This is a genomic window from Motiliproteus sp. MSK22-1, assembly GCF_001968815.1.
GTDB lineage: Bacteria > Pseudomonadota > Gammaproteobacteria > Pseudomonadales > Balneatricaceae > Motiliproteus.
This window is the reverse complement of record NZ_MIEQ01000020.1, coordinates 39421-51805: the sequence shown is the minus strand read 5'-3', so window position 1 is coordinate 51805 and position 12385 is coordinate 39421. Positions and strand designations below refer to the sequence as shown.

9 protein-coding genes and 1 pseudogene are annotated in these 12385 nt (G+C 47.0%); 5 read left to right on the top strand and 5 right to left on the bottom strand.

The genetic code is table 11. The features are described from left to right. Positions 1-81: 81 nt before the first annotated feature. The 4 genes and pseudogenes from nrdR to trpB all read right to left on the bottom strand — a co-directional run. A pseudogene (gene nrdR, locus BGP75_RS02235) lies at positions 82-531 on the bottom strand (transcriptional regulator NrdR); the annotation flags it as partial. Between the two features lie 232 nt (positions 532-763). Further along, positions 764-2017, bottom strand: coding sequence for a serine hydroxymethyltransferase (gene glyA, locus BGP75_RS02230; protein ID WP_076714633.1), 1254 nt, complete (start codon positions 2015-2017; stop codon positions 764-766). 245 nt (positions 2018-2262) lie between these two features. Beyond that, positions 2263-3093 carry a tryptophan synthase subunit alpha gene (trpA, locus tag BGP75_RS02225; protein WP_233152822.1) on the bottom strand — a complete coding sequence of 277 codons (831 nt, stop codon included), beginning with the start codon at positions 3091-3093 and terminating at the stop codon, positions 2263-2265. 95 nt (positions 3094-3188) lie between these two features. After that, positions 3189-4448, bottom strand: a complete 1260-nt coding sequence (gene trpB, locus BGP75_RS02220) for a tryptophan synthase subunit beta (protein WP_076714629.1) — start codon at positions 4446-4448, stop codon at positions 3189-3191. Positions 4449-4679: 231 nt separating this feature from the next. Between trpB and BGP75_RS02215 the strand changes: the two genes are divergently transcribed. The 5 genes from BGP75_RS02215 (at position 4680) to BGP75_RS02195 (ending at position 11671) form a co-directional block, all read left to right on the top strand. Further along, complete coding sequence (locus BGP75_RS02215) at positions 4680-5288, top strand: TetR/AcrR family transcriptional regulator (RefSeq protein ID WP_083704582.1); 609 nt, start codon at positions 4680-4682, stop codon at positions 5286-5288. A 175-nt stretch (positions 5289-5463) separates the two neighbouring features. Then, the gene (ettA, locus tag BGP75_RS02210) at positions 5464-7128 is read left to right on the top strand and encodes an energy-dependent translational throttle protein EttA (protein WP_076714627.1); all 1665 of its coding nucleotides are present in this window, start codon (positions 5464-5466) and stop codon (positions 7126-7128) included. 348 nt (positions 7129-7476) lie between these two features. Further along, positions 7477-7866: a hypothetical protein gene (locus BGP75_RS02205; RefSeq protein WP_076714625.1), complete on the top strand. Its 390-nt coding sequence runs from the start codon at positions 7477-7479 to the stop codon at positions 7864-7866. 216 nt (positions 7867-8082) lie between these two features. Next, positions 8083-10446, top strand: coding sequence for a response regulator (locus tag BGP75_RS02200; RefSeq protein ID WP_076714623.1), 2364 nt, complete (start codon positions 8083-8085; stop codon positions 10444-10446). Further along, complete coding sequence (locus BGP75_RS02195; RefSeq protein ID WP_076714621.1) at positions 10436-11671, top strand: sensor histidine kinase; 1236 nt, start codon at positions 10436-10438, stop codon at positions 11669-11671. The genes BGP75_RS02200 and BGP75_RS02195 overlap by 11 nt, the downstream gene beginning before the upstream one ends. Here the strand turns inward: BGP75_RS02195 and smpB are convergent. Continuing rightward, on the bottom strand, positions 11668-12144 hold the full coding sequence (smpB, locus tag BGP75_RS02190; protein WP_076714619.1) for an SsrA-binding protein SmpB: 477 nt from the start codon (positions 12142-12144) through the stop codon (positions 11668-11670). The genes BGP75_RS02195 and smpB overlap by 4 nt on opposite strands. Between the last annotated feature and the right edge of the window lie 241 nt (positions 12145-12385).

Below are 12385 nucleotides of genomic sequence, written 5' to 3'. Positions count from 1 at the left end.
TTTATTATCAGAACTTTTATTATCAGTACTCCGGCTAGCAGAAACCTTGGCTATTGAGGCAGGGCTGTTTGAAGACTGTTTTTGGGATGACAACCTATCGATCTCTTCCTTAAACTCATTCAGATCCTGAAAACTTCTGTATACAGAGGCAAATCTGACATAGGCGACTTCGTCAAGGCGACGCAACTCTGTCATTACCGCTTCACCCACGTCCATAGACTTTACTTCCCGTTCACCGGTGGCTCGCAGGCTGTATTTGATTCTATTAATGGCGGATTCAATTTCTTCGGTACTGACAGGGCGTTTTTCCAAAGAGCGTAATATACCCGCGCGCATTTTCTGTTCATCGAAGGGCTGACGGCTGCCATCTTGCTTGACGACACGCGGCATTAATAGCTCGGCAACTTCGTAGGTGGTATATCGTTCTTTACAGGACAGGCACTCACGGCGGCGGCGAACCTGTTCACCTTCGGCGACTAAGCGCGAATCTATTACCTTGGTTTCATTGGCTTTGCAAAAAGGGCATAGCATGTCATCAGGCCTGTGTTTAAGAGCGAAGCAGTTTCCATTTTTTCTCAGATCTAACCTGCAGATCTGAGCTCTGGTTTGAAAGCTGCATTTTGTATTTTTTAATGATTCAGGGTTGTTTTTGTTACGCTTATTACTCGTTAAGCAAAAGCAACAAAGCCCCGTCCAGTAAAGGACAGGGCTTTGAGCATCATTTTAGCGCCACTTGTTACTGTTTATACTTTGTTTCCTGAGTTTATTTGTAAACAGGGAAACGGGCACAGAGTTCCAGTACCTGCTGCTTAACACGCTCAATTGTCGCTTCGTTTTCGATATCATCCAGTACATCACAAATCCAGCCGGTCAGCTCAATTACTTCTGACTCTCCGAAACCACGACGTGTGATAGCAGGTGATCCTATACGCAGTCCGCTTGTTACAAATGGAGAGCGAGGGTCGTTCGGTACGGAATTTTTGTTGACGGTAATGTTTGCTCTTCCCAGAGCGGCATCCGCGTCTTTACCAGTAATGTTTTTAGAGATCAGATCCACCAGAAACAGGTGGTCATCGGTGCCATCAGAAACGATGTCGATACCACGCTCCTTCATTACGCGTACCATCGCCTGAGCATTGATAACAACTTGTTTCTGATAGGCTTTATATTCGTCTGACATCGCTTCTTTAAAGCAGACTGCTTTGGCCGCGATTACATGCATCAGAGGGCCTCCCTGGCTTTCAGGGAAAACAGCAAAGTTCAGTTTTTTCTCCAGCTCTTCATTCGCTTTGGCCAGAATCAAACCACCACGAGGACCACCCAGTGTTTTATGGGTGGTGGTTGTGGTGACGTCGGCGATAGCGACAGGAGAAGGGTACTCGCCAGCTGCAACCAGACCGGCAACGTGAGCCATATCCACAAACAGATAGGCACCAACTGCATCAGCAATGTCACGGAACCGCTGCCAGTCGACAATTCGAGAATAGGCCGAGAATCCAGCTACAATCATGCGAGGCTTATGCTCATGGGCAAGGCGCTCTACTTCGTCGTAATCGATCTCTCCGGTCTCAGCATTCAAGCCATACTGAACGGCATTGTAGATACGACCGGAAAAGCTTACTGCTGAACCGTGAGTCAGGTGTCCGCCATGAGCCAGGCTCATTCCCAGTATGGTATCACCAGGCTTACACAGGGCCATATAGACAGCCGCGTTGGCCTGAGAGCCAGAGTGAGGTTGAACATTGGCAAAATCGGCGCCAAACAGTTCCTTGGCCCGGTCAATAGCCAGTTGCTCAATTACATCAACATGCTCACAGCCGCCATAGTAACGCTTATTGGGGTAGCCTTCCGCATATTTATTGGTCAGACATGAGCCCTGTGCGGCCATAGAGCGCTGGCTTGCGTAGTTCTCTGAAGCAATTAGCTCAATGTGTTCTTCCTGACGTTTTTGTTCAGCTTCAATAGCGGAAAACAGTTCCGGATCGAACTCGGCGATTGATAACTCTTTGTTCAACATTATTCGCTATCCCCTGGAGATATAGAAATTTGGCCAGCACCCAAAAATAAGGTCGGCGATTATAGCCTATTTCCGGTCTCGAGATCACATGAAAGTAGATCATAATTCAATCAAATTTAATTCAACTTGTATTCCGTGGAAATAAACCCATAGTTCCCATGGCTTTGCGGATATGACTCTCCGGACTAATCCTGAAAACCGGATAGGGTGCAGTGGTTGCAAGTTGAGACCCAAATGTTGATCGGTCAGTTTTTTCCGCGCAGTGTTGTGATCAGCTGCCGGATCTGTCTTAGACCGCCATTGTCGTAGGCGTCAAGCAGCGCCGAACCAACGATTGCCACATCCGCCAATCCTTGTAACATGGTTATTTGGTGTCGTTCCCTGATGCCAAAACCGACCGCCAGTGGAACAGTGCTTTTTTCTGCTACCAGACCAAGGTAGTCGCGCAAACTGACCGTTGTAGTTGGTATTTGTTTTGAATCTTCTTTCTGGCTGTCGGTTTTTCCTGTTACACCCCTACGACTCACACAATAAAGCATCCCTGTTGCCGCTTCACAATGTTGAACTAGCCGTGACTCAGGGGTATCCGGAGTAATTAACCAGATCGGATCAATTCCGGCCAATTCACAGTCCTTACGATATTGTTCAGCCTGTTCCAGCGGCAGGTCCGGAATAATGAGTCCAGATACCCCTGTCGCAGCCTCCTTAACCAGCTTTGACAGACCGTAACGATAAAGGGGGTTAAGGTAACTCATCAATAAAATACGACTGTTAGGAAAGCGCTGCTTGAACGATTCGATTGCTTTGAGGCAATGGTCAAGCTGCGGCCTGTGGTTGATGGCTTTATGGCAAGCGTTAAGTATGGATGGGCCATCTGCGATAGGGTCAGAGAATGGAAACTGGATCTCCAGTAGCTCGACACCTGATTCCAGCAAGGTTTCCATTAACCTGATGCTGTCTTCAATCGATGGGTAGCCGTAGACCACGTGGGTCATAAGCAAAATGGGCTTCAGTTTTCGTTCCTGTTGGATGAACTGTTGTAATTGACTTGTCTCTGGAGTCCTGTCGTTGCTCACTGTACTGTTCTCCCGGTTTCATTCTTGTTCATTTTGAGCATGGTTAATTCTGCTTTAATCGCTGATTTTTCTTTGGCTGGTAGTGGGATTGTTGCTCAGGTTTTCAGGCTCTGATCAAGGTAACGGGAAAGAAACCGGTCAAATTCAGGGTCGCCAACGGCACTGGCAACATTAAAGATATCCTTGTCTCCTCGTCCTGAGATATTGATAACCACATTCTGTTCTTTGGGACGTTGGGGTATTTCCGAAATAGCCCCTGCTACAGCATGTGCTGACTCCAGAGCAGGAATAATTCCTTCATGGCGCAGCAGTAGTTGAAAGGCCTCGATTACCTTATCGTCTTTTGCAGCAATCATGCGCAGTCGATTTTTTTCTGCCAGGTCAGCAATGATCGGAGATACGCCCACATAGTCGAGCCCTGCTGCGATTGAATGGGTTTCCTGCAGTTGCCCCTGTTCATCTTGCAAGAAAATGGATGCAAAACCCTGCGCGATACCCGGGCTGCCCAACATCGCTGGGCTGTCAGTCTCGGCGCGGTTGTTTGACAGGCGTACCGCATGGTCACCTGGTTTTGTTCCGCGACCACCGGCTTCAACGCCGATAAGTTCTACCGCTACGTCAGACTGAAATGGGAGCATAATTCCACAGGCATTACTGCCACCTCCGACACTGGCATAAACGGCATCGGGCAGAGCATTGAACAACTGTTGGCTTTGTTCTTTTGTCTCTCGACCAATTACTGATTGAAACTTGGCAACCATTTCGGGGTAAGGGGCGCAGCCACAACTGGTTCCGATCAGATAGTGACTGCTGGGGTGGCTATCAGTCCAATCCCTTAGCGCTTCATCCAGGGCGTCTCGTAATGTCTGGCCTCCAGAGGTGACAGGTACAACTTCAGCGCCTAATTGTTTCATCCAGAATACATTGGGATATTGCCGCTCAATATCTTTGGCACCCATGTATACGGTGCATTCTAAACCCAGCCGGGCGGCAATTAACGCGGAGGCTATGCCATGTTGGCCTGCTCCCGTTTCGGCAATGATTCGTTTTTTCCCCATTCTTTTGACGAGCAGTCCTTGCCCAATCACATTGTTCATTTTATGTGCGCCACTGTGATTGAGATCTTCTCGTTTGAGGTAAATCTGAGCTCCTCCCAGTAGCTTTGAAAGGTTGCGACAGGGGGTCAGTGGTGTTGGCCGACCTGAAAACTGTTGCATCTCCTGTTGTAACTCTAACTGAAAGCTACTGTCAGCCTGTGCCTGTCGATATTCTTTCAGTAACTGTTGCTGGCTGGTGTAAAGAATCTCTGGAATATAGCTGCCGCCATATCGACCGTAATATCCGTTGTTATTCATTCTGTAACCTAATCATCAATATCTATTATATTAACCAAACCGTTTAGTAAATATAATGATGTTGCTGCAATCAGTCAACAGTTGCTTTCTTAAATAGGAAAGCAGCGCATCGTTCTTCAGCGGCCCTTCAATGAAGTAGTGTCAAAGTAGTAATGACTTCGAGCCGATGTATAATTGGAGCCGGCCTAAAAGCCTTGGAATCGACAGAGAAATACGGTTTGACTAAAAATCATGGAATTTAAAGAAAACGTGACAGAGGGCGACATGGCTGGAGAAGCAGTGGTCAAAGATAAAATCGGCCGTGGACGACCTTCGAAGAAACAGCAGATCCTTGATGCGGCGCTGACTCTTTTTGCAGAAAGAGGCTATCAGGGGTCGTCAGTTGATCTTGTTGTTCAGCGGGCGGGTGTTTCAAAGCCTACGGTCTATAACAATTTCCCTACCAAACTCTCACTCTGGCAGGCCTGTTTGGAGCAGTTGTTGGATGGAGCTGAGGCGCGAAGGGATGCGCTGGCCAAAACAGTTAATGGTGATGCGCTTGATCGTATTCTGGCCGTGTTTTCCGAACTGGGCAGTGATCCCGAGCTGAAGGCGATTTACAGTATTATGCTGGGTGAACAATACAAGATGGACGCTGCCATTCGTGAGTTGTTTGCTGAGTATGAAAATAAATTGAAACACTGGTGTTCAGAGCAGTTGCGAAAAGATGGTCAGGAGGTTTCGGTGACACAGCTTTTTGCGCTTATGGCTTTTTGTCGGGAAGGTTTGTTGTTGCCAGCGTTAACTCATCGACCAGTCGCTCCTGTCGATGAACTTAAAAAAGTGATTGAGTGTTTGTAACGCGATTAGTATGGAAGGAAGATTTGGTACCGGTAGTCGTGTCGAGTTGATGGTTATTGAATTGTATGCACGGAAAATGATCGAAAATTGTACTGCACATAGATAACCGGTTCAGATAGAATTCCTGTCATTACCCATTACCCATTACCCATTACCTAAAACAGGTCATTTCTGCATGGCACAGTTTGTTTTCTCCATGAATCGGGTCGGTAAGGTCGTTCCCCCGAAGCGTGAAATTCTTAAAGATATCTCACTTTCTTTTTTCCCCGGCGCAAAAATCGGGGTGTTGGGACTGAATGGTTCCGGTAAATCGACATTGCTGAAAATCATGGCAGGCGTTGATAAGGACTATAACGGTGAAGCTCGTCCGCAACCCGATATCAACATTGGGTACCTCCCTCAGGAACCTGAGCTGGATGATAGCAAGACAGTCCGGGAAGTTGTTGAGGAGGCGGTTTCTGAGGCTAAGGATGCATTGGCTGAACTGGACAAGGTTTATGCCGCTTACGCTGAACCGGAAGCTGATTTTGATAAATTGGCTGCCGAACAAGCCCGATTGGAGAATATTATCCAGTCCGTGGATGCTCATAACCTGGAGCGTCAGCTTGAAGTGGCTGCCGATGCACTGCGGCTGCCACCCTGGGAGGATAAAATCGAGCATCTGTCTGGTGGTGAGCGTCGTCGTGTGGCGCTATGTCGTTTGTTGTTGGCCAAACCAGATATGCTGTTGCTGGATGAACCAACGAACCATTTGGATGCTGAATCTGTGGGTTGGTTAGAGCGTTTTCTTCATGACTACAGTGGCACGGTTGTGGCTATCACGCACGATCGTTATTTTCTTGATAATGCAGCAGGGTGGATTCTTGAGCTGGATCGGGGTCATGGTATTCCTTATGAAGGGAATTACTCTAGTTGGTTGGAACAGAAAGAAAAGCGGCTGGAAATAGAAGCGAAACAGGAGGCTGCGCATCGCAAATCGGTTCAAGCTGAATTGGATTGGGTTCGTCAAGGTGCTAAAGGTCGTCAAGCCAAATCCAAGGCTCGCCTCAAGCAGTTTGATGAGCTTAATTCCCGAGATTTCCAAACCCGGAATGAAACTCAGGAGATATATATTCCACCAGGACCACGTCTGGGTGACAACGTTGTTTCTTTGGAAAATGTATCCAAATCCTACGGTGATAAGTTGTTGGTGGATGATCTTAGTTTCACGATTCCGCCCGGAGCCATTGTGGGTGTGATCGGCGGGAATGGTGCAGGTAAGTCTACTCTCTTTAAAATGATTGCTGGTAAAGAACAGCCAGATTCCGGAACTGTCAAAGTGGGCGAAACGGTGCAGTTGGCTTATGTTGACCAGATGCGTACTTTGGATGGAACTAAGACTGTCTGGGAAGAAATATCAGATAATCAGGATTTTATTACGGTAGGCAATTACAAAGTTTCCTCTCGTGCCTATGCGGGCCGCTTTAATTTTAAAGGCGGAGATCAGCAAAAATTTGTCAAAGATTTATCCGGTGGTGAGCGAAATCGTCTGCATTTAGCCAAACTGCTAAAAGAAGGCGGTAACGTTCTGCTTTTGGATGAGCCGACCAACGATCTCGATGTTGAAACCTTGCGAGCCCTGGAAGAAGCGTTGCTGGCATTCCCCGGCTGTGCTGTGGTTATTTCTCACGATCGCTGGTTCCTTGATCGTATTGCTACTCATATTCTTGCTTATGAAGGGGAGAGTAAGGCTTTATTCTTTGAAGGTAACTACACGGAATACGAAGAGGATCTGAAAAAGCGCCTGGGTGACTCAGGTGCTCAACCCACTCGTGTTCATTATAAAAAGTTGGCGGACTAGTCGGGCTTTTGTTCGTTAGTTGCAATCCTTAGTCGAGTTTCAGCAGAAACGGGGAGGGTCTGAAAAGGCTCTCCCCGTTTTGTTTTCTGCGCTGATAGATTGCCGTTAGACTGATACTGCCTGTGTTTACAAGATTGTTATTGTCACTCAATATCTGGTAAATGTCGGACAAACGATCATCATTAATGAGTAGGGCGTTCTATAGTAACAAGGGGGCTGTAGTAACAAGGGGACTGTAGTAACAGCCTATCGTAAAAACAGCCTGACACTGTTGAAGAACCTTAAACTGCTTTCTACCAGTCCATGAACGGGCGGTGATATACAGCGACACATGCGAAGAACGATCATATGACAAGCAAAAAAAAGCAGTTGTTACTGTTAGTAATTCCAATTTTGTTACTGGCTTTCTATCAGTCGCAAAAGACCGGAGATGTGGTGATGCAGCTGCAGGCCGAAGGTTTTGTTGTTGATCATAGAATCGATTCTGTACCGCCGCTGCTTATTGACCAGAATAACCGTCAGCTGGCGCTGGTTTACAGTGATCGTTTTGTCAAGATTCGTTTTGATCAGGTTATCGCTGTTGAAGAGCGACAGCTGGTGCAGGGGGATGGTGAGGAGTCCCTGGCATTAAGGCTGAAGCTGAAGAATCACGTCTTGCCGTCAATCACTATCAAGGCCAATCGGGTGTCTGATGCGGTTGTGTGGCGTCGACAGTTGCAGGGCTGGCTGTTCCAGTAATTAACAACTGTTGCCCAGTGAGTTCAACGCTGCTTTTTAAAGATTGACTGTTTTTTCAATTTCCAGACAACAGCTGGTTCTATCATCAGCATAATACCTTCCTGTCCATCGCGGTCTATACTAACTCTTACCCTTTGCCATTCGTCTGAAGTTGAACAGGGAGGTTTGTCGGTATTCTTCGGGTCAATGGTGTTGATATGGCAGGAGGGAGACCGGATGGATGAGCTTTTTGCTGAAGAAGCTGAGGTTACAGCTGCAGAACCCTGTGAACCTTGGAGAATTCTGGTCGTCGATGACGAAGTTGAGACCCATAAAGTTACTGAGCTGGTTTTACATAATATTCGCTTTGATGATCGTCCACTACAGTTTGAGCGAGCTTATACCGGAAAGGATGCACTTGATAAGTTGAAGCAGTTTCCCGACACCGCGTTAATTCTACTGGATGTGGTGATGGAGACTGATGATGCCGGGTTACGGGTGGTCAAAGCGATACGTGACGAGCTTAAAAACAGCTTGGTGCGTATTGTGCTTAGAACGGGGCAGCCGGGAATGGCTCCTCAACGAGATGTGATTTTCAGTTACGATATCAATGACTACAAGCCTAAGTCTGAGCTGACCAGCACAGGGCTTTGTACCGCTGTCGTTGCCAGTCTTCGAAACTACCGGGATCTGCGTCAAACCAATGCATGTTTTCTTGGCTTGATGAAAACCATGGATGCTGCCAATGAGCTTCATGATATTCATGGCAGAGAGCAATTTATTGAACTCTCTCTCAAGGCCTTGCATTCCCGGTTGCCTTTGACCATGAATGCTTCTGGTGCCATCAATGGTTACTCGGTGGTAGCGGATGGAGATGGTATTCGGGCCTGCAGGCATGACGGCAAATTCGTTACCTTCGATTCAGTGACTCAACAATGGCTTTATGACTGTCTTCATGGCGGGAAGTCCTGTTATGAAGGGCATCGCTTTGCCATGCGGTTAAAAAGTGCCCAGGGAGGAGAACCCTTTTTACTGTATTTTGACAATTATCCTTTGCTCAGTGACTGGGAAATTCGTCTGCTGGATGTAACCGCTGGAAAATTCTGTCTGACCTATGAAAACACTTACTTGTTGGAGCACCTGGAGGGGCTGAATAAATCATTAGAGGAAAAAGTTCAGCGACGGACAGAGGAGCTACAACAAGCTACGATGGCGGCTGAGGCTGCCAATCGAGCAAAGAGCCTTTTTTTAGCCAATATGTCTCACGAGATTCGAACACCCATGAACGCCATTCTGGGTTATTCGCAGTTGCTTCAGCATGATCAACGACTGCACTCTGACCAGATTCAAACGCTGGCGGGAATACATACGGCTGGTGAGCACTTATTAGATGTGATCAATGATGTTTTGGATCTTTCCAAAATCGAAGCCGGAGCAATGGAACTGGATCCGGTTACATTTGATCTGGCGGCGATGATTCGGGATGTATCGATGCTGTTTGATCATCGCTGTAGCCAGAAAAGTCTGTATTGGAAAATTCAGAACAGCTGTGAGAGCTACTTACCGGTTCTGGGTGATCAGGCAAAATTGAGACAGGTATTGATTAATCTGTTGGGCAATGCTGTGAAATACACAGACCGAGGGTCCATTACCTTAAAGCTGGCCAGCCCGTCTCAGGATAGCTACCACTTTGAGGTTATTGATACCGGGCAAGGCATCTCCAAGGATGATCAGGAGTTATTATTCGGCTCATTTTATCAGGGTCGAAATAGTACTAACAGAGGAGGTACCGGATTGGGATTATCCATAGCGGCAAAACAGCTGAAGCTAATGGGTAGTGAATTAAATCTGGAATCTGTTGAAGGCGAAGGGAGCCGTTTTTTCTTTACCCTAAACCTGCCCGAAACCTCTGGGGAGGTGCTTGTCCCAAAAACAGATTCTCGGCCAGTACAGCAATTACATAAGGGTTGTGCAGTCAGGGTTCTGGTTGTTGATGACGTCAAAACCAATCGAGATGTACTCAAGCGAATGTTGATAGGGGTTGGTGCTCAGGTTGAGGAAGCTTCAAATGGCCAAAAGGCGTTGGAGTGTATTGCTGCTGGTGACATTGATATCGTCTTTATGGATATTCGTATGCCGGTTATGCGGGGGGATGAAGCGATTACTATTATTCGTAATCAGCAGAACACCGCTACGTTGCCCTGTGTCGCTATTTCTGCCTTTAGCATGGCCCATGAAGTAAGTCATTATATTGAGCTGGGGTTTGATCGTTATATCTCTAAACCCTTTCGATTTGATGAAATCTACCAGTCTCTTGAGGACTTTCTTGGTGTTCAGTTTGATCATCAGGAGAGTCTGCCGCAGGACGTTGCTGCTCCATCGGTTGATGTTTCACAGATATCAATCACCGGAAGTTTGTACATAAAACTATGGGAAGCAGCTCAGTTTAATCGTATCTCTGAGCTAAAGAACCTGTTGCTTGAGCTTAAGGAATCCGGAAAAGACGGTAAGTTGTTGGCCCAGGAGTTTGGTCAGATGCTGGCAAGGTACGATACAGAGTCTCTGCTGGAAACCCTCAAGGAGATCAAGCATGGCCAATGAACCCATAAACCTTGAGGGGTGTAAAGTTCTGATCGTTGATGACATGCCGACTAATCTTGATATTCTGAATCAGATTCTGGAAGAAGAAGGTTATGTGGTTTCCTTTGCCACGAACGGTGAGCAGGCTATAAAACTGGCTACTCTTGATCAGCCTGATCTGATTTTACTGGACGTGATGATGCCGGATATGGATGGTTTCGAAACCTGTCGACGACTGAAATCTCTTGGGCCGACTCGGGGCATCCCGGTAATCTTCGTCACCGGTAAAACAGATACCCGAGATGTTGTAGAGGGGTTTCATATCGGCGCCGTTGACTACATTACCAAACCGGTGCGTCAAGAAGAGGTTTGTGCGCGTACCAGAGCCCACTTGCAAACCCAGGCATTGTTCAGAATTCGAGATGAACTGATCGAAAAACTGCGACAGCACAATGAACAAAACAGGCAGGTGCTGGATTCTCAGCAAGAGCAGCTGATTAACAATACCCGTTTGGCGTCTTTGGGGGAGTTGGTTGGAGAATTTGCCCATGAAGTAGGTACCCCGGTGGGTATTTGCCTGACCGCTCTGACTAACTTAATTCAAGAAGGCCAGGTGTTGCAGCAAAAGGTTGAGGAAGGGGGGTTAACACGACAGGACTTTGCAAATTACATTAATGTTTCCCGAGAAAGTAGCACCTTAGCTGTCTCGAATATTGAGCGGGCCGCAAAATTGATTCAAAGCTACCGCCGTGTGGTTGTGGATCAATGTCGAGAGGAAGTCAGCAATTTTAATCTCAAGGAGTATATTGAGAGTGTTTTGTTAACTCTGAGTCCTAAGCTTAAACAGACAGGGCATCAGATAGAGGTAGACTGTTCGGAAACCCTGGTGATAGACAGTTACCCTGGAGCCTTTGCCGGTATTATTACTAACCTTGTCAACAATTCTTTGATTCATGGTTTTGAAGAGGGGCGTAAAGGTAATATAAAGTTTGTTGTACAGTGCCAGGGAAGTGAGTTGGTCATTGATTACAGCGATGATGGAAAAGGAATCGCCAAGGAGAATCTGGATAAGATCTTTGATAAGTACTACACCAGCAACCGTCAAGGAGGAGGCAGTGGTTTAGGGTTGCATGTTATCCAGACGCTTGTCAGAGACACGCTGGGAGGGAGTATTGGGTGCAAAAGCTCAGAGGGTAAAGGGGCTTGCTTTGCAATCAGAGTGCCCTTGAGTGCACCCGGCTTCTAACCCCTACCCATAATGCGCTGTTTCTGGCGTCCCCAGTCGCGATCTTTTTCTGTGGCTCGCTTATCATGATCTTTCTTGCCTTTGGCCAGTGCTATTTCGCACTTAACCCGACTGCCTTTCCAATAAAGAGAGAGAGCAACGCAGGTATGGCCCTTCTGCTCTGTGGAGGAGAACAGTCTGGAAAGTTCCCGCTTATTTAACAGCAGTTTTCGGGCGCGGGTTGGTTCTGCAACCACATGGCTGGAAGCCGTTTGCAAGGGCGTAATATGGCAGCCAACCAACCAGGCTTCCTGATCTTTAAGGAGAATATAGGAATCCACCAGCTGAACTTTATTTGCACGAATGCTTTTGACTTCCCAGCCGGACAGGACTAAGCCCGCTTCAAACTTATCTTCGATATGATAGTCAAAGCGTGCGCGTTTATTTCGGACGATGGAGCCGCCACTATTGGAGGATTGTTTATTTTTTGCCATGGTCGGCGATTATATAGAGCCTCCCGTTTGAATGCGAGTACCAAGAGTGCAACTATGGTTACCATTTCTGCGCGATTACAACCTGTTAACCAGCTGCGGTAATGCCATTGAGTAGTGCTGTTGATTTGTTGTGAGCTTTACTGGTGGTTGATACCTATTAGCGGGAGTTAATCGCTAAATTTGTGCTTCTGATAAGAATTAACGGTAAGGTCGTTCATTTGACCTTGGTCTAGAAACTACT

Bases quoted from the DNA above. Each gene is read 5' to 3' on its own strand.
- glyA (WP_076714633.1), bottom strand. From the start codon at position 2,017: ATGTTGAACAAAGAGTTATCAATCGCCGAGTTCGATCCGGAACTGTTT.
- trpB (WP_076714629.1), bottom strand. From the start codon at position 4,448: ATGAATAACAACGGATATTACGGTCGATATGGCGGCAGCTATATTCCA.
- BGP75_RS02215 (WP_083704582.1), top strand. From the start codon at position 4,680: ATGGAATTTAAAGAAAACGTGACAGAGGGCGACATGGCTGGAGAAGCA.
- ettA (WP_076714627.1), top strand. From the start codon at position 5,464: ATGGCACAGTTTGTTTTCTCCATGAATCGGGTCGGTAAGGTCGTTCCC.
- BGP75_RS02205 (WP_076714625.1), top strand. From the start codon at position 7,477: ATGACAAGCAAAAAAAAGCAGTTGTTACTGTTAGTAATTCCAATTTTG.
- BGP75_RS02200 (WP_076714623.1), top strand. From the start codon at position 8,083: ATGGATGAGCTTTTTGCTGAAGAAGCTGAGGTTACAGCTGCAGAACCC.
- BGP75_RS02195 (WP_076714621.1), top strand. From the start codon at position 10,436: ATGGCCAATGAACCCATAAACCTTGAGGGGTGTAAAGTTCTGATCGTT.
- smpB (WP_076714619.1), bottom strand. From the start codon at position 12,144: ATGGCAAAAAATAAACAATCCTCCAATAGTGGCGGCTCCATCGTCCGA.